Below are 22,367 nucleotides of genomic sequence, written 5' to 3' on the forward strand. Positions count from 1 at the left end.
ATCGGCAAACCTTGATCACATTTTTTTTAGAAAGGATATCCAACGGCAAAGTGCCAGGCAAAGTCGTCGCCAAAATTGGGGTTACTTATCGCCCATTTCTTTGATCCTTTTCTCTGTGGATCATAAGCTTTTAGACCGGTATCGAAACGAAGAAGAAAAAAGTCAAAGTCTAAGCGTAAACCTAAGCCATAAGAGAAGGCTATTTCTTTATAAAAGCGTGAGAAATCAAAATTTCCACCCTTTTGATCTTCGTATGGACGAATTGTCCAAATATTTCCGGCATCAAGATAAGCGGCCAATTCAAATTTCCAAAACAGCTTTGTGCGATACTCCAGATTCGCTTCCAGACGAACATCTCCAACCCGGGTTACAAAACTGGACGAGTCTTTAGACATACTACCCGGTCCTAAATCACGCACAGACCATCCGCGAAGGCTATTCGCTCCACCGGCAAAATAACGACGCTCAAAAGGCAGTCTGGTACTATTCGAATAAGGAACTCCTATACCGGCTCCGAAGTGAAAGGCTATTTTATTCCGGTTGTCTAACACCAATCCTTTGCTTATATCGAGGTCTGTTTTTACAAATTGCTGATAAGGAATTCCAAACAGTTCATATTCACCTTCCTTATTCGGTGTTGCTCCTAATAAAGACGACACGCCATATAGGAGGTTTCCTGCAAGCTCCACGGAGAAACGAAGAGAATGGGTATTACGTAAGCGGTTCTGAGGAGAATAGTTGCTAAACGCATAGTTGTATCCAATTCCCAGTATAAATTGATCTTTATAATAGTAACTGGCTGTGGTTTCGGGCAATAAGTCCAGGAAAGTACTGTCAATCTTAGGAAGTGAAACATAATCCACATCAATTAGTTTGAATGTATGCCGGGCCTGAGTGTTTGACCGGTCTTGCCAGATATAACTCCAACCTCCAGAAAAAATATCCCGTCGATATTCCGGGCGACGTTGTCTGTTATAGCTTACATTCAGTTGTGTCGTTGCTCTGAGTTTTCTTCTTAAGTCACTATTCAGGAACGGAAAAACAAAACGTGGAAATTGCAAGGAGGCCTCTCCTCCTATTTCCATATAATAGTCTGATCCGGCACTTCCTTTTTGTCCTGCCAATGATTCAAACGCTCCACGAATCTTGGCCGAAAACACTTCTGATCCTTTAAACAAGTTTCTATGCTGATAATTCACACTTGCGGCAAATCCCAAGTCTCCATTTGAGTTAGTTCCTTCCAAGTCTGTTCCAAAGCCCTGAATTTTAGCGGGAGAAGTAAAAATATAACTGTTTAGCTTTAAGGTGTCGTTTTCCTCTACTTCATCAAAACGAATATTTATATTTCGCAAGGCTCTGAGGGCGGAAAACGAAGAATAGGTCATTTCCACATCTCGCTCATTAAACAATTTTCCGGGCGTAATGTGTGTGCTGTTATGTAATACGGAACGACGCACGGTTTGTCCGTTGGTACCGTAAAGAAAATTAAGCCCTTTATAGTTCATTGTATCCGTATACTGCGCATATACGTCATCACCACTCTGCTGAAGGGCATCAAAATTGCTGATAATATAAACATCTTTAATATAGTATTGCTTATGTTCACCATCTTCTACATTCCCTATTGCATCAATTTTTCGATGCGGACGCAATTGCATTTCGAGTTCAACCTGCTTGTTTCCAACGGTTGTATCTGCCTGATAAACCAGATAATCCCTGTTAAAGGCGTAATATCCTTGTCTTCTAAGCAAAGAAGTGATTCGTTGTCTTTCTTTTTCCAACTGATCCCGGTCAAACAGGTTACCTTCCTGTACAACAGCAACATACTGATCTAAAGAAGATTGAAAGGGTGAAGTGAGCCAATTCCGTTTAGGTGCAGTTTGACGAACAATGCTATCAATTCGTTTATCCTCTAAATTCATCACATAGTCACTTAGCAGGTAAGGTTCATGCGCCTTAATATGGTAGGTAACGACAGCCTTTTTTTGCCTTGATGTGTCAATATCGCTGGTAACCTCTGCATTCAGATATCCTTTATTGATAAGATACTTCGTTAGTTCGTCAACCGACTGATCCACAAGCGTGGTGTCCAATATTACAGGGGCTTCTCCTATCCTACGCAACTGTTTATTGATCCACTTGCGTTCGTTTCTTCCGGACCAGTTGTAAACATACAACTGCCATTTCATCAGTCCGAAAGCTTTAAAATTGGGTTGCTGCCTCAAATAAGAATAATAGTCAAGATTCTTATTACTTTCCCCTTGAGTATCAAACTTAACTTTATCTAAAAGATAATCCCCTTCATCAACAAATTTAGTCGTGCTGCAGGAAGTGAGCAAAAGGAAAAACAAGATTGTTTGTACTATACGTATGGAGACAACTTTCATCTTTAAACCTATTAAACAGCAAATGTACTGGAATTATAACAATTTCCTGTATTTTTGTTTTGTAAAAAGACAATAGACAAATGCTGAGTAAAGCTAAAATAAAACACATACGTTCTCTGGAACTTAAAAAGTTCAGAAACGAACACAAGCTATTCGTTGCGGAAGGTAACAAACTTGTTGCCGACATGCTACCCTTTTTTAATTGCGAACTGCTAATAGCAAAACCATCCTGGATGGCAACCCAGGGAGATTTAATTGTGAAAGAATTACTCGTTGCCGACGACGGTGATATTGAAAAGGCCAGTTTTCTAAAATCTCCTCAGGATGTGATTGCCGTGTTTCATCAGCCTTTATATAATTTAGAAGAGGCCAATCCTAATACAAATCTGGTTCTTGTTCTTGATGGCATACAGGATCCGGGAAACCTTGGTACTATTATACGGTTGGCTGATTGGTTTGGCATTGAACATATTGTATGCAGCTACGATACAGCAGATGCTTTTAGTCCGAAAACCGTACAAGCAACTATGGGAGCTTTAGCCCGAATTAAAGTACATTACACAGACTTAACAGCATTTCTTAAGCAGCAAAAGGCTTCAATCTATGGAACATATCTGGATGGAGAGAATCTCTATTCAAAAGAGTTAAATGGTAACGGAATCATTATCATGGGAAGTGAAGGTAACGGAATAAGGCCGGAAATCACTCCGTTTGTAACAGAGAAAGTCTTTATCCCTAATTTCCCGGCAGAAAAGGCAACCAGCGAGTCTTTAAACGTTGCCATTGCAACAGCCATTGTATGTAGTGAGTTCAGACGAAGACAACTTTGAGCTATAAAATGATTTGATTTAGAACAACCTTGCTCCCGGTTTTAACAGCATCGGTAATGCCGGAAGCTTCCAGTTCGGATACGGATTTTATTTCTTGTTGATCATCTAAGGAGGGAAATATAACGCCATCTTTAAATTCTGTGCCGGCAATCTCTTCATTAAGAGGGAAAACTCCGATAAGCGTGTTATCATCGCCCAGTTCAATATAATGAAGAGGTAAAAGTTTTTTCCAAAAAATATAATGAGCAGCAATTCTACGCATTAGGCCGGGATTTATTGAGTCGTCAATGTGTCTTTAGGTACTGACGTCGAGACATCACGTCCGTAGTTATATTTCATCAAATTAATGCTGTCTAAATAGACTTTATAATATGTGCTATCAGCATTATCCAATCGTATATAACCATAGACCTGTTTAACTTGTTTTGTCGCTAAGGTTTTCAAGATAATTTCCTGATAACCGTCTTTCTTTATTGTCTGATTGGTAGTTATAATCGTATCTCCCTGATTGGCACTAATACGAACTTCGGGGTAATAACTACTTCCTTCTTTCAATCCCCAAACTTTCATTCCCAACACAAAAGAGCTTCCGGATGAATAACTCACATCAGGGGATATATCAAAAACAACACCATTAAACAATGCTTTAGGAGTAAGCTCAACTGATGATCTGCGTGGCCATACGTCGATTGAATCCTGATTGGAAGATGGAGCTGCTTTGGCTTGTACATCTCCCAGGTCTTTTATTTCATTTTCAATTTCAATTTTCGCACGATCGTATACCTGCAGATAAATATCCAGATTACGTGCATACCAAACTAAAGAAGAGTCATAGTCTGCTTGTGAAATCCCATGTTTGGTAAAAACAGAATTAAACAGTACTTTTTTTATTGAGTCATTATTGTACCTCTTGTAATCCGACGAAATTATAGATTCAGCCAAATGCATATCAATAATTACTTCCTGCATTTTTTTCTCAGGAAGGATATGATCAGGCACCTTGCTGCAAGTAGTCAATAAAAACAAGACCAGAAAAGCTATGCAATATTTTAAATTAATTGGCATCCGTCTTTACTTCTTTAGACAGGCTTGCGGATAAGGTATGTCTGTGGAATATCAATAAGAAAAACACTCCTACACAGATAGCTGAATCCGCTATATTAAAAATCGGACGAAAAAACACAAATTCTTCCCCTCCCCAAAAAGGAACCCAGGTTGGCAAAACAGTTTGTATCAGCGGAAAGTAGAACATATCAACCACTTTCCCATGCAACCAACCGGCATATCCTCCACTTTCTGGCATAAAAGAAGCCACTTGATTATAACTATGGTCAAAAATCACACCATAAAACACTGAATCAATTATATTACCTATAGCACCGGCAAAAATTAAAGCTATACAAGCTATAAACCAGAAATTGTAATTCTTTTTTACAATTTGGTAAAGATAATAACCTATAAAGCTTACTGCTATAATGCGGAATATAGACAGGAACAGTTTCCCTATAACTTCAATTCCGAAAGCCATGCCCGGATTTTCAGTAAAATAGATATAAAACCAAGATGTAACCTCATAACTCTCATGCAATTGCATATTGGTTTTAATCCAGATCTTTAGTATTTGGTCAAGAAGAAGGAGCAGTATTATAATTAACACTGCTCCCCAGCCTTTTGAATATTTCATTTATCTAATGCCTCCTTGTTTCGCTTCAATACTTAATGTAGCATGCGGAACTGCACGCAAACGTTCTTTTGGTATAAGTTTTCCGGTTTCACGGCATACACCATAAGTCTTATTTTCTATACGGATCAAAGCTGCCTGAAGATTCTGTATAAATTTCATTTGTCTCTGAGCCAAACGACCGGCTTCTTCTTTAGATAAAGTTGCCGCTCCTTCTTCCAATACTTTAAACGTAGGGGATGTATCGGAAACATCATTCCCGTCAGAATTAGTCACTCCGGATCTCAAGAGCTCATAGTCGTTCTTTGCTTTTTCAAGCTTTTCTAATATGATAGCACGGAATTCCTCGAGTTCCGCGTCCGAATATCTTGTTTTTTCAGCCATAGCAATCACTTTTTTAAGTTCTACAATTAAATATACTTAAACATCATCTATCACTCCGGATTGTTTTACACCAAAGATAGGTATATTATATCGAATCCCACAAAGTAGTTTTCTTTTTTATAACATATCAGATCTTTTCAATCTTAACGGATAATTGAAAATCTTCAAAATCGAGAAGTACAGGATCGCTCATCACATCAACAATCTCTACTGTAGCAGCCAATACCTGATTTGCAATATACTCACGGTAATCATTAATCGCCGGATCTGTTTGATCAAACGACAGTATCTGCACTGCAATTTTATCAGTTATTTCATACCCGTTACCTTTGCGAAGGTTTTGTATACGATTGACTAACTCCCGGGCTAATCCTTCTTTTCGAAGTTCTTCCGTTACGGTTATATCAAGTGCTACAGTCAGGCGTCCCTCATTAGCAACCAACCATCCGGGGATATCTTCGGATATGATTTCAACATCTTCAGGCTTAATAACAGCTTCCTGCCCTTCAATGTTTAAATTTAAACTTCCTGTTTTCTCAAATGTTTGAATATCATCCTGAGTAAGTACTTGAATAGCCGCGGCCAATTGTTTCATAATTTTACCGTATCGAGGACCTAACTTTTTGAAATCAGGTTTCACTTTCTTCACTAAGATACCGGCTGTATTATCAACAAAATTAAGCTCTTTCACATTAACTTCGCCTAATATCAACGCTTTTACGGCCTCGATACTTTCTTGTTGGTGCTGATCTATAACCGGAACCATAATGGCTTGAAGCGGTTGGCGCACTTTGATATTAACCTTGCGTCTCAAAGCCAAGATCATTGAAGATATGTCTTGCGCAATCTTCATTTGCTCCTCAAGCTGCTTGTTGATCAACGTTTCATTGTATTTCGGAAAATCGGACAAATGAACAGATTCAACATGCTCACGCTTTGTTACGGCAATTAAATCCGAAAACAATTGATCGGCATAGAAAGGTGCAATTGGCGCCATCAATTTTGCTACTGTTTCCAAACAAGTATATAGGGTTTGGTAGGCAGACAGTTTATCATCTGTCATTCCTCCACCCCAAAAACGACGGCGGTTCAAACGAACGTACCAGTTACTCAAATTGTCGTTCACGAATTCAGAAATAGCACGTCCGGCACGTGTCGGTTCGTATGTATCATAATAACCGTCTACATTCTTAACCAGCGTATTCAAAAGCGATAATATCCACCGGTCAATTTCCGGACGTTTACTGAACTCAATATCTACCTCCGCATAAGTGAAGTTATCCACATTCGCATAAAGCGAGAAGAATGAATATGTATTGTAAAGCGTACCAAAGAATTTACGACGCACTTCCTCTATCCCTTCAATATCAAATTTGATATTATCCCATGGAGAAGCGTTTGTGATCATATACCAGCGTAATGGATCCGATCCATGTTGCTCAATCGTTGAGAACGGATCAATCGCATTACCCAAACGCTTAGACATCTTATTTCCATTCTTATCAAGCACCAAACCATTAGACACTACCGTTTTATACGACACACTATCAAATACCATTGTAGCTATCGCATGGAGTGTAAAGAACCATCCGCGGGTTTGGTCTACTCCCTCCGCTATAAAATCAGCCGGAAAGACAGTACCGTTATCCAACAATTCCTTATTCTCAAACGGATAATGAATCTGCGCATAAGGCATTGCGCCCGAATCAAACCAAACATCAATCAGGTCTGTTTCACGTTTCATAGGCTTGCCGTTTTCTGAAATCAGGATAATATCATCCACATACGGACGGTGCAAGTCTATTTTATCATAATTCTCCTGCGTATAAAGTCCGGCCTTAAAGCCTTTATATGGATTTGACTCCATCAATCCGGCCTTAACCGCTTTTTCTATTTCTTTGTATAATTCTTCTACGGAACCAATACACTTTTCTTCTGTACCATCTTCTGTTCTCCAGATCGGTAGTGGAGTTCCCCAGTAACGACTACGACTTAAGTTCCAGTCTTGCAAGTTTTCCAACCATTTACCAAAACGCCCCGTACCCGTACTTTGCGGCTTCCAGTTAATCGTATTATTCAATTCGATCATGCGTTCACGGCAGGCGGTGGTACGAATAAACCAACTATCCAACGGGTAATACAATACAGGCTTGTCTGTACGCCAGCAATGAGGATAGTTGTGCACCTGTTTCTCAATGCGAAACACCAAATTCTGCTGTTTAAGCATTATACAAAGACTTACGTCCAAGGTTTCATCCGCATCTGTCAAATTAGGGTCATAAGCATTCTTCACAAAACGACCGGCAAAGTCACCATACAAAGGAACATCAACCGATGTCTTTGTAAAAGAAGAATCCAAATCCCTTAAAAGATAATATTTACCGGTCATATCTACCATCGGACGCTTATTTCCATCCGTATCGATCATCATTAATGGAGGTATGCCGTTTATTTTTGCTACGCGGTCGTCATCCGCACCAAAAGTAGGCGCTATATGTACAATTCCGGTACCATCATCAGTCGTAACAAAGTCGCCCGTAATCACACGGAACGCACCTTCGCCCGGATTAACCCAAGGAATAAGCTGTTGATACTTCATTCCGGCCAACTCTGATCCCTGCCATTCTCCTACTATTTTAAATGGCACCAACTTATCTCCTTGTTTATAATCTTCAAGAGCCAATTCGGCAGCTTTCGGATTAAAATACACATCCATTAAATTCTTGGCTAAAACCGCTGTCATCGGTACGCCGGTATATGGATTATAAGACTGTACAGCTATATATGTGATATTTGGTCCAACACAAAGTGCTGTATTTGAAGGCAACGTCCAGGGAGTAGTTGTCCAGGCAAGGAAATAGGCGTCTCCAAACCCTGTCATTTCCGGCTTCGGATCTACAATATGAAATTGCGCCGTGCAAGTCGTGTCTTTTACATCACGATAGCAACCCGGCTGATTCAGTTCATGAGTACTCAATCCAGTTCCTGCAGCAGGAGAATAAGGTTGAATTGTATATCCCTTATATAGTAAATTCTTATTATACAATTCCTTAAGCAAATACCACAACGTTTCGATATATCGATTATCATAGGTGATATAAGGATCGTCCATATCCACCCAATATCCCATCTTCTGAGTCAGATCTTCCCATTCACGGGTGAATTTCATTACGTCCTTGCGGCAAGCTGCGTTATATTCCGCGACGGTAATCTTCTTGCCAATATCTTCCTTCGTTATACCTAAAGATTTTTCCACACCAAGCTCCACAGGTAGCCCATGCGTATCCCATCCTGCTTTTCGCTCAACAAGAAAGCCTTTCATTGTTTTATAGCGGCAGAAAATATCTTTAATCGAACGAGCTATCACATGGTGGATACCGGGCATTCCATTTGCAGAAGGCGGTCCTTCGTAAAAAACAAATGAAGGATGTCCCTCACGAATAGCGAGGCTTTTCCGGAAGAGATCACCTTCCTGCCATTTCTTTAGCACCTCTTTATTTACATTCGATAAATCAAATTTCGAATATTCGGCAAATTTATTACTCATTTTGTCGTAGTTTATCTTGCTCTTAAAAATTGGTGCAAATTTACGGCTTTTATTCTAAACAGCCAACGGATTGATGGGTCAATTAAAACTTCTCTGAAACAGCTGTTTTTTCATTAAAAACAATCACGTTAAAAAAGAGAGAGACTCAAAATGAATCTCTCTCTCTTTTTAGTTCAGGACAAAATTACAAGGTCCTGCATGAAATGTTTTTTCCGAACAATATACTCGCGCAAACTGAGTTAAAAAATCAACTGTTTTTTTATGCGGAGAAGTTTTCTTTTCATTATTAACTTCATTCCTATTGTTCTTATGCTTCATAGATCTGGTAGAAAGTTTCTTCATAGGCAACTATTTTATTTATACCTAATAAACGAAGGGTTTACTACCTTATTGTACGAGAACAATATTTTTTCAGGCCAATGAAAGCTCCATTCTGTTTTCGTTTGCCATTCTCCGCATATTCAGTATCGCGTAGCGCATACGTCCAAGAGCAGTATTAATACTTACACCGGTTATATCCGCAATTTCTTTGAAACTCAAATCCTGATAATACCTCATTTCTAAAACCTCCCTTTGATTATCCGGCAAGTGTTGAACCAGTTTTTTAACATCAGAAAGCACCTGATGATTCACTAAGTGATCTTCAACAGTTCCATCACACAGCTTCATGTTATTGAACAAATCAACCTCTACATCATCATTAGAGATTGTATTTTCACTTCTCTCCTGGCGGAAATTATCAATAATTAAATTATGGGCAATACGGGTAATCCAAGCCTTAAACTTACCATTTTCGGTGTAGCGACCTTGTTTAATAGTTACAATAGCTTTAACAAAAGTTTCCTGGAAAATATCTTCTGCTAAATCTCTGTTACGTACAATAAAATAAATGTAAGAATGGATATTGCTTTTGTGGCGATTCAAAAGAACGTCAAAAGCGGCATTATTACCTTCCGCATAAAGGACAACCAATTCCTCATCGGTCATCTTTTTCAATGTATTCATTACTTTCTATTTTAGGATTTTATTAAGTAATGTTATGCAATAGGCAATTATTTTTAGAATGGTTATATAATATTTATTGTTTGCAAAAAAACAACAATAATTTGTAATAAACAACTATTCCATCAAAAATCAACAAAAAATGTCCCTGATCCGTACTTTTCAGTACAAATCAGGGACATTTCCTTACAAAGCTATAATTTAGAACTTATATCCTAAAGTTAATGAAACACGTGTTGTGTTTGTTTTCATTGAAGAAGGAGTTGAATCAACAAAAACAACGTCAACATTATTCTCGTTTATAAACGTTTTCGAGAAAGCATATACATCTTCTTTGTATTGTTTATAAACACAAGCTAAATCGGCGTAGAAACGAGGAGTGAAACGATAGCCTAAACCAATTGTATAATAATCGGTACCTTTATCTACTGTATAATGAGGAATTGTTCCCGCGGTTATTACTTCAACTTTTCCATCTTTTATTTCATTACTTACAGGGCTGCTCATCCATGCACCCCCTGCTCTTATTGAGAATTGAGGCGTAATTTTAGCCTCAGCACCTATACGCAATGTGCCGACCGATTTAAAGTCTTGTTTTATAAACTTATTATCATTAAAATCACGGCCGTCGGCATCAGACAAACGCATATTCTTATAGTTGTTTAATTCGTAGTCAACACTTATTAACCCATATTGACCAATAAAACCGGCAGCACTAAATATCCAGCGATCATTTGTTTTTAATTTATAATCAAAAGCACCTGACGGTGTTTTTTCAGTTATTTTTTCATCTGCAATAACAGACTCTGCATCCGCAAGAAAATAATCGGTCAATTTATACCAGGTTGGTGAATTATAGGCTATCCCTAATCGCAGGTAGTCGACCGGACGAACAATTGCTCCTATATTAAAAGAATAACCATTCCCTTCAGTTGACATGGCATTATCTAAAAGCAAATAATCTCCATGTCCAAAATCCTCATCATAATAAGATCTGTATCCATAATCAATATCTGTCAAAACAAATGTTGCTCCCAGAAAAACTACGTCAGATATATTCGTTGCAAATGAGAAATCATATTGATCAATCGCTCCTTTTTCAACGACTTCAAGGTTGGATGAGTTTAACGGCCAAAGTCCTGTTTCATCACTAAAAGCATTATAAAACCCACCTACCACCTTAGGGTCATCGGCACCAATAAATCCACCACTATAACCAACTACAGAGAGAGGGTTATAAGAAGTATAGGGATTATAATCTTGCGTTGCCCATAAATTATCTCCGGTATACTTTCCATCCCCTCCAGCATAAATATTAGTCAAGTCAGCAATATAATCCGCCACAGACCAGTCTTGCTTGCCGGACATCTTATAATGCCTATTAAAGTTCTTCACACGATTATATGCAAACCCTACGTTCCAGCTTTTTATTCCGGAGTAATTACCTGTCGGAAAATAACCAACATAAGCTATGTTATCAAAATTAAATTTAGTCTTCCCTAAATCGGTTTTAGCACCCGACCAATCATTCTTTGTTTGAATAGAAGAAAGACTTAATGTAGTTACAACTTCCGAACTTCTGTATATACCAAGTCCTGCCGGATTTGTTGTCATAGAAGAGATATCTCCCCCTAAGGCTCCAAAAGCTCCTGCCATACCTGAATACCGAGCTGTACCCTGTATATCCAGTTGTGAGTATTTATATGCGTCAAATTCGGCTTGCGCAAAAACATTTCCACTACCTATAAGAGATACAAACATGAATAAACTTACAATCTTTTTCATCATCTTATACTTTTCAGTTCAATATTAAAAGGGCATTAATTATGCCCTTTTGTTTAGAATCTCAATATTTCAATTTATCTGGAGCGTCCACCACCGCCGCCACCGGAGCGACTGCTACCTCCACCACCGGATGAACCGGAAGAAGAACGACTACTGCCTCCACCACTGCTAAAACTTCCGCTTGAGCGTGAACTACCGGATGAAGAAGAACTATTGTATGATCTTGAGCTTCCGGAAGAAGAAGAAGAATTATTATTATTGTATGAGTTCGAACGACTACTTCCTGTACTTGGTGCAGAATAACTTCTGCGACTTCCGCTTGAAGAAGATTGAGTCGCTGAGCGATTACTGCTGCTTCCGGTTCTTGGAGTAGCAACTCTTTGTTGACTTCTTGTAGAAGTACCCGAATTATTAATTCTTGAGTCACTATTACGTGTTGTGCTTGAAGAACGAACAGATGATGACTCACGTGTTGAATTAGAGGTTGCACCTGAACGAATACTTGAATTATTACGTTCTCTGTTAGCCCGATCAATTGAGTTTATACTCTCTGATCTTAAAGAAGAACTTCTGTTTACACTGGAGTTGCGCGAACTTGTAGAGGTGCGTGAACTGCTATATGCAGAACCTGTGCGTCCTCCGGTTCGATCATCTCGTCCATAAGCAGTTGATCTGCGACTACTGCTGTAATAACCTCTATTATTATAACTTGGATAATAATGATGATGGTGATGGCCGTAATAACCGCCATAATAACCACCGTAGTATCCACCATAATACCAAGGATCATAATGCCATGGAGAATAAAATCCTGCATAGAAACCGCCCCAACCGAAGCCCCAGCTCCAAGGACGATAATGATAAGAAGAATACCAAGGATTGTAACCATAATACCAAGGATCATACCATCCACCGTAGCCACCGTAGCCCCAGCTATTTCCAACATTTACGTTAAAGCTTACATTTGCTCCTCCATAACCATTATCATAAGCCTCATAGCCGTAGCCATAATAACCATCACTCAAATATAGATCAACCTGATCTGCTCCTGCAATTGTTATTTTACTCGGAGAGTGGTATCGAATGATTCGTTCCGTATATTCATTATCCGAACGACGTCCGTTTTCCTCAATCACAAGCGTGTCTGTATTTTCATACACGTATTCTTCTTCCGGAAGATAACGACGGTTATATTCATCCACACTACGTTCTGTAGTTGCAGTTCTTACCGCGTTCGCTTGTGTACGTGATTGGGGAATTACTTTCTCTTCTACTTTATTTTGTTTTTTATCTTTGCCGGAAGAGAAATACACATCATCGAAAAATTCATCCTGAGCAGCCACATTCATCGCTACCAGAACCATCATCAATAAAGATGTTAATTTCTTAAGTTTCATTTTTGTTTCTCCTCTACTTTAATTAATAAACGACTATCTTATTCCTTTGACTAAAGATGAAAGGTAAAGGTTTAACCGGCAACAAACAATTAACGATTTTCTTTATACCTATCATACACAAATATAAACAATAAACAATATAAATCAAGTATCTACAGATACTTTAACTATAGGATAAATCCTTTATATTACGTCTTATGTATATATAAGATAAAAAAGTATGCCAAAACGCTGCACAAACAAATAAAAAAATAAATTAATCCAATTTCAACACGGCAAGAAAAGCCTTCTGAGGCACTTCTACGGTACCGATTTGTTTCATTTTCTTTTTCCCTTCCTTCTGCTTTTCCAGCAATTTGCGTTTACGGGAGATATCGCCGCCATAACATTTCGCGGTCACATCTTTTCTTACTGCTTTAATTGTTTCACGGGCGATAATTTTCGCTCCGATCGCGGCCTGAATCGCTATGTCAAATTGCTGTCTCGGAATCAATTCTTTCAGCTTCTCACACATACGACGGCCGAAATTGACACTATTATCAAAATGTGTCAGCGTAGATAAAGCATCAACCGATTCTCCGTTCAGCAAAATGTCTAATTTCACCAACTTACTTGGGCGATAGTCGTGTATATGATAATCAAAAGAAGCATATCCTTTAGAGATACTCTTCAGTTTGTCGTAAAAATCTATCACTATCTCGCCCAACGGCATGTCGTAGTGGATTTCTATACGATCTCCCGAGATATATTCCTGCTTTAACAAGATACCCCGTTTTCCCAGACAAAGTGTCATAATCGCCCCTATATAAGCCGTATTGGTAATAACGGAAGCACGAATATAAGGTTCATCTATATGATCAATCAAGGTTATATCCGGCAGCCCGCTCGGATTGTGTACTTCCATGCAATTCCCTTTCTTGTCGTATACCTGATAAGACACGTTGGGCACCGTAGTGATCACATCCATATTAAACTCTCTGTCCAACCGTTCCTGGATTATCTCCATGTGCAATAAGCCAAGGAATCCACAACGGAAACCAAAGCCCAATGCCGCGGAACTTTCCGGCTGAAACGTAAGAGAAGCATCATTCAATTGTAGTTTCTCAAGTGACGAACGCAAGTTTTCAAAGTCTTCACTATCGATCGGATAGACACCGGCAAAAACCATTGGTTTCACCTCTTCAAAACCGGAAATAGCTTCTTTTGCTCCATTCTTAACATGCGTAATCGTATCTCCCACACGCACTTCTTTTGATGTTTTGATACCGGAGATAATATACCCTACATCTCCCGTTCGAATTTCGCTTCGAGGAGACATACCGAGTTTTAAAACACCAACTTCATCGGCTTCATACTCTTTCTCCGTCGCGATAAACTTCACAACATCTCCTTTACGTATCACACCGTTTACAACCTTAAAGTATGCGATAATACCACGGAAAGAGTTAAACACCGAGTCAAATATAAGGCATTGAAGCGGTGCGTCGGGATCACCTTTGGGTGCAGGTACCCTATTGATAATAGCATCCAGAATAGCATAAACGCCTTCACCTGTTTTACCACTCGCGCGAATTATGTCCGTACGGGGGCAACCGAGTAATTCCACAATCTGATCTTCTACCTCTTCCGGCATTGCACTCGGCAAATCGATTTTATTTATTACAGGAATAATTTCCAGATCATGCTCAATAGCCATGTACAGATTGGAGATCGTTTGGGCCTGAATACCCTGAGCCGCATCAACAATCAACAAAGCACCTTCACAAGCGGCAATCGAACGAGACACCTCATACGAAAAGTCAACATGCCCCGGAGTATCGATCAGGTTCAGAATGTATTCTTCTCCTTCAATACTATATTTCATCTGTATGGCGTGACTTTTTATAGTAATACCACGTTCGCGTTCCAGATCCATGCTATCTAAAACCTGCGCCTGCAAATCTTTGCCTTCTACGGTTTTAGTATATTCAAGCAAACGGTCGGCCAAGGTACTCTTCCCATGGTCAATATGGGCAATAATACAGAAATTGCGAATATTCTTCATCTGCTAATTTTATTATAAGTGCGCAAAGATAGGAATTTTAGGCTAAATACTATATTTTTGGCAGACCATATTATTCGACAAATATGACACAACAAGAAATAAACCAAGCTTGCAACCGGGCTATCGGATCATTAGACAGTAAAGAGTTAAAAAATGCGCTGGACACATTACAAGGACTAATTTCCGGAAACCGGTTGTTTTCTTTTCAGGATAGGCTTAATGACATTCATGACACCTATCGAAACATGCTTCGCTATCGTACTGAAGGGGCGAAAGATCCGATGCAGGAACATATCTACAGATCATTGCAGACGCAATCTTACGAGTTGGCTGATGCCATAAAAAGAGACTTACTCGGAAAAGAATCTACTTTGAGTTATTATATGTATCTCCGAAATACCGGCACAACGCTTTTTCCTTCTTTTGATCAGGCGCACAAGCAACTCAAAACAGAGGTAGAAGTAGACAATCAACTCGGATACGAGAACAGCCTGACGGATCTATTCAACCGAATATGGCTTTCTGACACATTAAGCCTACAGGATACCGAAGAGATTAAAGCGATTCTCGCAGATAACGCCTTGCCTCATCATATCGGATGTCAGATTGTTTCAGCTCTTACATTGGGACTTCAAACCATGTTTGACAACAATAAAATCATGCTTCTTTTTGACGCGGCTTCGCACATACACAATGAAATCAGGGTAAGAGCCTATATTGGTATTCTGCTCACCCTTTATTTCTATAGAAACCGAATTAAGCTTTATCCGGCAATTTACGACAGATTAGGATTTTTATCTGAAAATGGGCAGTTTATAAAAACCGTACGTACAATTACATTACGTTTTATTCTGGCAAGAGAAACGGAAAAGATAACCCGGAAGTTACAAGACGAGATTATCCCGGAGATGTTAAAACTGAATGCGCGTATAAATAAGAAGACAGATTTTACAAACATCAATCCGGAACAACTTACCGAAGGCATGAACCCGGAGTGGATGGAAATGCTGGAAGGAAGTGAAATAAGTAAGAAAATTGAAGAATTCAGCGAGCTTCAACAGGAAGGTGCCGATGTAATGCATTCTACTTTTACTCATCTGAAATCTTTCTCGTTTTTCTCTAAAATTGCCAATTGGTTTTTACCTTTCAACCCTAATTTGTCTATTTTTCATAGTCCGGGTTCAACAGATAAAGAAACAAGCCAGATATTGAACCTGCTTGAATCTGCCCCGTTTATGTGTAATTCGGATAAATATTCACTCTATTTAAGCGTCATGCAATTACCCGAAAGTCACCGTTCGTTGATGATAGGGCAATTCAGCAGTCAGGCGGAAGAGATGTTAAAGCAAAATAAAGAGGAACTGCTAAGTAATATTGACAACACGGCAACCCTTGCCAGTCAATACATACAGGATCTATATCGTTTCCATAAGCTACATCCAGCTCATCTCGACTTTGATGATATCTTCTCTTTCCCTCTCGATTTTCACAATCTGGATATTTTAAAACCATATTTATCCGACGAAGAAAGTCTGACCATCATTGCAGAATACTATTTACACAAAAATTATTTCGCTGATGCACTGGCTATATATGACCGGCTGGCTAATGAGCAGATGGACAACGCTATGCTCTTTCAAAAGACCGGATATTGCCGACAAATGAATGGTGATTTTGAAGGTGCGTTGGATGATTATCTGCATGCTGACATTATCGCACCGGATAAATGGCTTACTCGCAGGATAGCTTTTTGCTATAAAGCGTTAAAACTACCCCAGGATGCGCTGAAATATTATTTACGATACGACAAACTCCAGCCCGACAATCTGTCCGTTTTGAGTAGTATCGGACATTGTTATTTGGAACTCAAAGACTACAATGAGGCTTTGAAATATTACTACAAGGTTGATTATTTAGACAACAAAAGCCATAAAACATGGCGCCCGATTGCCTGGTGTTCTTTTTTGATCGGCAAATACGATCAGGCAAGAAATTACTATAAGAAAATTATGGAAGAGTCTGCCTCCTCACAAGATTATCTCAATGCCGGTCATACCGAATGGGCTTTGCAAAATTTAAAAGGCGCGTTAGCGTTTTACAAGGAGGCAATCCGACTTGAGTCCGGAGACATAAATCGTTTCAAAGAACTTTTTTACGAAGACAAAGAAGATTTGTTAGTAGCAGGCATTGAAGAAGAAGAATTTCCATTGATGCTGGATCAACTGATGTATTCATTATAAAATCACGGATAGCAAAGGTTGGTATACGTCAAAAGCATGGAAAGCAAGTTATTCCATGCTTTTGACGGTATTTTATTTTATTTCTCTTTTCTCTACACCTTCAAAAGTTATTTTCACAGGATTAATAAATCCATTCTCATCAAAGGTCATTTGCTCTATACAGGTCTCCCGGTGATCGCGTGTGTCATCACCAATCGGACGGCGATGGTATACAATATAATATTCCTCAGTACCCGGAATTTGCATTACAGAATGATGCCCCGCTCCTCTTGCCACTTCCATATCCTGCTGTAGAATTGTTCCCACACGATTAAAAGGTCCGAAAGGAGAATCAGAGATAGCATACGCAACCGAATAATCCGGTCCGGTCCATCCTCCCTCACTCCACATAAAGTAGTATTTGCCGTCTTTAATAAACATAAACGGTCCTTCCACATAGCTTTCCGGTGTAACCTCTTTATAGATCTCCCCATCTTCAAAAGGTACTAAACCGGTAAAATCATCATTCAGTTTCACCATATTGCAATGACGCCAGCCGCCATAATACATATAATATGTACCGTCTTTATCCTTAAAAACAAATTGATCAATAGGTTGTGCCCCATTTACAATATCGTTAATAAGCGGTTTGCCAAGCAAATCTTTATACGGACCTTCAGGGCGATCGGCAACAGCCACACCTATCCCGCCTACTTCGCCTTCGTGCACATCATTCGCACCAAAAAACAAGTAATATTTATTGTCTTCACGAAACACAGCAGGAGCCCACATAGCCCGTTTAGCCCATTTCACTTCAGTGTTATCCAGAATATTGGCGTGCTTTGTCCAGGTTATCAGGTCTTTTGAAGAAAAGCAATCAAAGAAAGTCTGATTTTCATACAAATCACTCCACGTCGGGTAAATCCAATATGTATCATCATAGATAATTCCTTCAGGGTCGGCATACCACCCTTCAAAAATCGGATTCCCACTCTTTACAACTTCTTCTTTTTTCCCGGATTGACCGCAAGAAGCCAGTAAAATACCTAAAGACAATACACTCAAATACAAATAGTTCATAATTTATAATTTAATTTAACAGGTCAGTACATGCTTCGCCAGACCTCCTTCTGATGTTTCTTTATATAGACTCGGCAAGTCATTTCCTGTTTGCCTCATTACCTCTACTACCTGATCAAAGCTTACACGGTGTCTTCCGTCCGAAAAGTTCGAGAACGTATTGGCATCGAGCGCACGGGCGGCAGCAAATGCATTTCGTTCAATGCAAGGTATCTGCACCAAGCCGCATACCGGATCGCAGGTCAAGCCCAGATGATGTTCCAATCCCATCTCAGCGGCATATTCAATTTGCGCGGGTGTTCCACCGAACAGCTGACTTGCGGCAGCGGCAGCCATCGCACATGCTACTCCCACTTCACCCTGACAACCTACTTCGGCTCCGGATACGGAAGCGTTTGTTTTTACCACATTGCCAAAAAGACCGGCCGTAGCCAAAGCCCTTAATATGCGGGAATCACGAAACTCTCTCGACTCTCTTAAATAATACAATACGGCAGGAAGCACACCACATGAACCGCAGGTAGGCGCTGTCACCATTTCTCCACCTCCGGCGTTTTCTTCCGATACGGCTAATGCGTAGGCATATACCATACCCCGGCTACGGATATTACTTCCATATCCTTTAGCACGAATCAGATAGTCTGAAGCTTTGCGGCGCAATCCTAACCCACCGGGCAAAATGCCCTCGGTTTCTAAACCACGCACAATAGTTCTTTGCATAACTTCCCACACTTCCGCCAAATAATCCCAGATAGCAGAACCTTCATTCTGCTCTACGTACTCCCAATAAGAATGTCCTGATTTTTCGCACCATGTTTGTATCTCGCGGATATTCTCCATTTCATAAACACGGGCCGACATTTGCTCATTAAAGTCTTCGTTAGCCAATGTTCCTCCGCCAATACTAAATACAGTCCACGATTCCCTCACCTCATTCTCGTCAGTAAATGCTTCAAACTTCATTCCGTTCGGATGAAAAGGCAAAAATACCCTTGGCTCCCAGATTATGGCTGTTTTAGCTATCGGTTCCAATTCTTCTAAAATAGCTTTGTCGGTTAAGTGTCCTTTTCCTGTGGCAGCCAGACTTCCGTATAAAGTCACTTCAAAACGGTTTGCACCATGATGGCGACCTCCAAAAATAGAAGCAGCACGTTTTGGTCCCATCGTATGACTACTGGATGGCCCATGTCCTATTCTGTATATTTGTTTGATTGAATCCATTTAATATCCTAATTTGCGCTTGTTTGTACTAATAAATAAACGAAGGACAAACATACATAAAAAAGGCGATTATTAATCGCGTCCAATAAAAATAAAGGCCTCCCCTCTTTTAAACCCAAAAGGAAAAATTTGTTCGGTCAATATGTTAATTCCAACATATTAACAATTCAAATTCACCCATAATGCAGAAGCGTTTTTTCACAATACTATATATTTTAAAAAACATCCTTTATTTTTCCAAAAATATCCTTTATGTTTGAAAAAATATCCTTTATGTTTTTCAACACCCACAACAAGTTGATTATCAAGAAATTAAAAACACACAAAAAAAACCAAGACCAAACACTGTTTTTAACTTAAAAAACAGCAAAAAAATGTTTATCGCCATTGCAACTTAATATTCATCACACGAAGCAAAAGGATGGTTTCTTACAAGCTCAGGGTGACAGTGGGAAGGAACCACCCACCCTGTCATCTCGACCGAAGTGGAGAGATCTCTGCATAAAGCTTCGTTTAAGAATAGTCAGACGGGATGAGATGTTTCGACAGGCTCAACATGACAATGGGAAGGAACCACCCACCCTGTCATCTCGACCGAAGTGGAGAGATCTCTGCATTAAGCTTCGTTTAAGAATAGTCAGACAGGATGAGATGTTTCTACAGGCTCAGGATGACAGTGGATTGTTTCTTTTAATATGCACAGAAAAATCCAACAATTATTGTTATTCAGAAATAAATATTCCTATATTGCAGAGGCTAACCGATTAATGCTATGTCAATATGCGATCATGCTATATATTAATACTATTATTATGTGTATGCTTAACTTTCTCCTGCAATAAAACAACAGAATCCGTATTGTCGGAATTTGATCTGGTAGAAGCTGTTATGTGGGAACATCCGGACAGTGCTTTAGCCTTGCTGGAGAAAATGCCGAAGCCTGCACCTTCAGACAAACTGAACGACGCCACCTGGTGCTTGCTCTACACCCAGGCACGAGACAAAAACTACATAAAGCATACCTCAGACTCATTAATTAATATAGCCCTGCAATATTTTGATTCAAAAAACGATTGGCGCAGAAAGGCTCAAGCCTGGTTCTATAAAGGGCAGATATTACAGGATTTGAATAAAGAAGATGAAGCGGCGCTTTGCTATGTTAAGGTGAAAGATTTGTTGAACTATTTTGATGAACCTCTGTTTGCATCATTGGTGTGTCAGACATTGGGACGAATATATCGCAACCAACAACTATACGATATCGCTTTTAAAGAATTTAGAGAAGGAATACATTATGCTTTAAAAGCATCCAAAGGAGATATTCTGTCTCATGCCTACTCCGAATTAGGACGCTCATTTGCGGAATGTGCGGAATGGGACAGCACTCAATATTATTTTGAACGCTCACTCGAAAACGCGAGATTAATAAATGACTTATATGCAGAAGCTATGTGCATTGGTGATCTTGGTGTTCTTTTCCGTGCTAAAGGTGATTATGAAAAGGCTTTAAGATATAATAAAGAAGGATTACAGCTTAATATACAACAGGGAAACATCAGAAATTTGGCCCAAAACAGGCTAAATGTAGGAACAGCATATTATCAAATAGAAAAATTAGATTCTGCTATATTCTATTTGAAAGATGCTTTGCAGACCTCAAATATTTATATAATTCGTGGTGCGAATATGATGTTATATTTGATTGCTAAAAAACAGGGTAATTATATAGAAGCCATAGACTACAATGAAGAATACCTTATTTATAATGATTCTATCAAAAACATAGATAAGACCAAAGCAATAGCAGAAGTACAGGTAAAATACGACAATGAGAAATTAGATAATGAACGTAAAGACTTGCTCCTGAAAAATGACCGGTTGCAGAAGGCGGTTCTTGGGGCGGGTATCTTATTTATTCTTCTGGTGAGCAGTATAGCGATTATTTATCAACGGAAGCTCTGGCTGCAAGAAAGACATATCAGGAAGGCTCAGGAAGAAGTTCAGCGATATTTAGCCAAGCTCCACGATAATGAAGTGGCTATCAGGGAGAATCAGGAACTGATCCAGGATTATTCCGAAGAATTGGAAGCAAAAGGAGGTCTGGAAGGGCTTGTCAACAATCAATCTGAACAAATTAACAGCTTACGCGATCGTATCAAGTACCTGCAAAGTCAGAATACAGAGTTCCAACAAGAGATAAATAAATACGCCCATTCTGTTAAGGAATACGATGAATGGGTCTTTACGGCGGATAAACTTTCAAAACAAAACCTGTCGCTAAAAAAAAGGGAGCAGTTTCTGACTGACTATATAAACAACCATGTGGACCTTTTCAGGGATTTGCGGGAAAAACCACGGAACACTCCAAACTGGACATATATCTTTGAAAGCATAGACATATTATACAATCGATTCTACCGGCGTTTGAGAGAAGAGTTCACCCTTTTGACCAACGAAGACATTCAGGTCTGTTGCCTGATCAGGATCGGCTTGACCACTTCGCAGATAGCGGAATTATTTTCCATCTCCGCTCCCTCTATTACCAAAAAGAAGTATCGCATCCGCGAACGCATAAATCAGCAAAAGGATAATTTCTTAACAGACAATATGGCACTCGATATGTATTTGAAAAAGTATTAGGAAACCAATTGTCCGCATTTCGTTCTCTCCTATTTTCTAAAACAGACAGATAATGAACCGATTAACTGAAATCCTTTGTCCGCATCAAGTAGACGTTATTTTCATTAATATTCAGCATTGTCTTCCTATGTTTGTATGACACAATGAAGT

Annotated in this window: 15 protein-coding genes; 3 read left to right on the forward strand and 12 right to left on the reverse strand. The window is 39.3% G+C overall.

The genetic code is table 11. The annotated features are described in order from the left end of the window. Positions 1-26: 26 nt before the first annotated feature. Positions 27-2,387, reverse strand: coding sequence for a translocation and assembly module lipoprotein TamL (tamL, locus tag B9Y81_RS06750; RefSeq protein ID WP_085536231.1), 2,361 nt, complete (start codon positions 2,385-2,387; stop codon positions 27-29). A gap of 80 nt (positions 2,388-2,467) precedes the next feature. Between tamL and B9Y81_RS06755 the strand changes: the two genes are divergently transcribed. Beyond that, entirely contained in the window at positions 2,468-3,217 is a 750-nt protein-coding gene (locus B9Y81_RS06755; protein ID WP_085536232.1) for a TrmH family RNA methyltransferase, read from the forward strand. A gap of 1 nt (position 3,218) precedes the next feature. Here the strand turns inward: B9Y81_RS06755 and B9Y81_RS06760 are convergent, their stop codons facing one another. The 9 genes from B9Y81_RS06760 to lepA all read right to left on the reverse strand — a co-directional run bounded on the left by B9Y81_RS06760 (position 3,219) and on the right by lepA (position 15,057). Then, positions 3,219-3,479, reverse strand: coding sequence for a hypothetical protein (locus B9Y81_RS06760; RefSeq protein WP_085536233.1), 261 nt, complete (start codon positions 3,477-3,479; stop codon positions 3,219-3,221). Positions 3,480-3,490: 11 nt separating this feature from the next. Next, the gene (locus B9Y81_RS06765) at positions 3,491-4,282 is read right to left on the reverse strand and encodes a DUF4296 domain-containing protein (protein WP_085536234.1); all 792 of its coding nucleotides are present in this window, start codon (positions 4,280-4,282) and stop codon (positions 3,491-3,493) included. Further along, positions 4,272-4,901: a lipoprotein signal peptidase gene (locus B9Y81_RS06770; RefSeq protein ID WP_085536235.1), complete on the reverse strand. Its 630-nt coding sequence runs from the start codon at positions 4,899-4,901 to the stop codon at positions 4,272-4,274. Before B9Y81_RS06770 ends, B9Y81_RS06765 begins: the two co-directional genes overlap by 11 nt. Next, the gene (locus tag B9Y81_RS06775; protein ID WP_085536236.1) at positions 4,902-5,282 is read right to left on the reverse strand and encodes a TraR/DksA family transcriptional regulator; all 381 of its coding nucleotides are present in this window, start codon (positions 5,280-5,282) and stop codon (positions 4,902-4,904) included. Between the two features lie 127 nt (positions 5,283-5,409). Further along, positions 5,410-8,829 carry an isoleucine--tRNA ligase gene (gene ileS, locus B9Y81_RS06780; protein WP_085536237.1) on the reverse strand — a complete coding sequence of 1,140 codons (3,420 nt, stop codon included), beginning with the start codon at positions 8,827-8,829 and terminating at the stop codon, positions 5,410-5,412. 411 nt (positions 8,830-9,240) lie between these two features. Then, positions 9,241-9,834, reverse strand: coding sequence for an RNA polymerase sigma factor (locus tag B9Y81_RS06785; protein WP_085536238.1), 594 nt, complete (start codon positions 9,832-9,834; stop codon positions 9,241-9,243). A gap of 198 nt (positions 9,835-10,032) precedes the next feature. Next, entirely contained in the window at positions 10,033-11,616 is a 1,584-nt protein-coding gene (locus B9Y81_RS06790; protein WP_085536555.1) for an OmpP1/FadL family transporter, read from the reverse strand. A gap of 74 nt (positions 11,617-11,690) precedes the next feature. Continuing rightward, a complete protein-coding gene (locus B9Y81_RS06795) occupies positions 11,691-13,013 on the reverse strand; it encodes a hypothetical protein (RefSeq protein WP_085536239.1) in 1,323 nt (440 codons plus the stop codon). A 256-nt stretch (positions 13,014-13,269) separates the two neighbouring features. Continuing rightward, a complete protein-coding gene (gene lepA, locus B9Y81_RS06800; protein ID WP_085536240.1) occupies positions 13,270-15,057 on the reverse strand; it encodes a translation elongation factor 4 in 1,788 nt (595 codons plus the stop codon). An 83-nt stretch (positions 15,058-15,140) separates the two neighbouring features. Here lepA and B9Y81_RS06805 point away from each other — a divergent pair, with 83 nt between their 5' ends. Continuing rightward, positions 15,141-17,297, forward strand: a complete 2,157-nt coding sequence (locus B9Y81_RS06805; protein ID WP_085536241.1) for a tetratricopeptide repeat protein — start codon at positions 15,141-15,143, stop codon at positions 17,295-17,297. A 72-nt stretch (positions 17,298-17,369) separates the two neighbouring features. Here the strand turns inward: B9Y81_RS06805 and B9Y81_RS06810 are convergent, their stop codons facing one another. Together B9Y81_RS06810 and B9Y81_RS06815 are read right to left on the reverse strand one after the other, a co-directional pair. Then, positions 17,370-18,356: a glycoside hydrolase family 43 protein gene (locus B9Y81_RS06810; RefSeq protein WP_085536242.1), complete on the reverse strand. Its 987-nt coding sequence runs from the start codon at positions 18,354-18,356 to the stop codon at positions 17,370-17,372. Between the two features lie 15 nt (positions 18,357-18,371). Further along, a complete protein-coding gene (locus B9Y81_RS06815) occupies positions 18,372-19,577 on the reverse strand; it encodes an L-serine ammonia-lyase (RefSeq protein ID WP_085536243.1) in 1,206 nt (401 codons plus the stop codon). Between the two features lie 780 nt (positions 19,578-20,357). Between B9Y81_RS06815 and B9Y81_RS06825 the strand changes: the two genes are divergently transcribed. After that, a complete protein-coding gene (locus tag B9Y81_RS06825) occupies positions 20,358-22,217 on the forward strand; it encodes a tetratricopeptide repeat protein (RefSeq protein WP_139822900.1) in 1,860 nt (619 codons plus the stop codon). The last annotated feature ends 150 nt before the right edge of the window (positions 22,218-22,367 follow it).

The organism is Massilibacteroides vaginae, from assembly GCF_900178525.1.
GTDB lineage: Bacteria > Bacteroidota > Bacteroidia > Bacteroidales > Tannerellaceae > Massilibacteroides > Massilibacteroides vaginae.

Excerpts from the sequence above, each read along its gene's own strand:
- B9Y81_RS06765 (WP_085536234.1), bottom strand. The coding sequence starts at position 4,282 with ATGCCAATTAATTTAAAATATTGCATAGCTTTTCTGGTCTTGTTTTTA.
- B9Y81_RS06810 (WP_085536242.1), bottom strand. The coding sequence starts at position 18,356 with ATGAACTATTTGTATTTGAGTGTATTGTCTTTAGGTATTTTACTGGCT.
- lepA (WP_085536240.1), bottom strand. The coding sequence starts at position 15,057 with ATGAAGAATATTCGCAATTTCTGTATTATTGCCCATATTGACCATGGG.
- B9Y81_RS06755 (WP_085536232.1), top strand. The coding sequence starts at position 2,468 with ATGCTGAGTAAAGCTAAAATAAAACACATACGTTCTCTGGAACTTAAA.
- B9Y81_RS06770 (WP_085536235.1), bottom strand. The coding sequence starts at position 4,901 with ATGAAATATTCAAAAGGCTGGGGAGCAGTGTTAATTATAATACTGCTC.
- B9Y81_RS06815 (WP_085536243.1), bottom strand. The coding sequence starts at position 19,577 with ATGGATTCAATCAAACAAATATACAGAATAGGACATGGGCCATCCAGT.
- tamL (WP_085536231.1), bottom strand. The coding sequence starts at position 2,387 with ATGAAAGTTGTCTCCATACGTATAGTACAAACAATCTTGTTTTTCCTT.
- B9Y81_RS06795 (WP_085536239.1), bottom strand. The coding sequence starts at position 13,013 with ATGAAACTTAAGAAATTAACATCTTTATTGATGATGGTTCTGGTAGCG.
- B9Y81_RS06825 (WP_139822900.1), top strand. The coding sequence starts at position 20,358 with ATGCGATCATGCTATATATTAATACTATTATTATGTGTATGCTTAACT.
- B9Y81_RS06790 (WP_085536555.1), bottom strand. The coding sequence starts at position 11,616 with ATGAAAAAGATTGTAAGTTTATTCATGTTTGTATCTCTTATAGGTAGT.
- B9Y81_RS06760 (WP_085536233.1), bottom strand. The coding sequence starts at position 3,479 with ATGCGTAGAATTGCTGCTCATTATATTTTTTGGAAAAAACTTTTACCT.
- B9Y81_RS06775 (WP_085536236.1), bottom strand. The coding sequence starts at position 5,282 with ATGGCTGAAAAAACAAGATATTCGGACGCGGAACTCGAGGAATTCCGT.
- B9Y81_RS06805 (WP_085536241.1), top strand. The coding sequence starts at position 15,141 with ATGACACAACAAGAAATAAACCAAGCTTGCAACCGGGCTATCGGATCA.
- ileS (WP_085536237.1), bottom strand. The coding sequence starts at position 8,829 with ATGAGTAATAAATTTGCCGAATATTCGAAATTTGATTTATCGAATGTA.
- B9Y81_RS06785 (WP_085536238.1), bottom strand. The coding sequence starts at position 9,834 with ATGAATACATTGAAAAAGATGACCGATGAGGAATTGGTTGTCCTTTAT.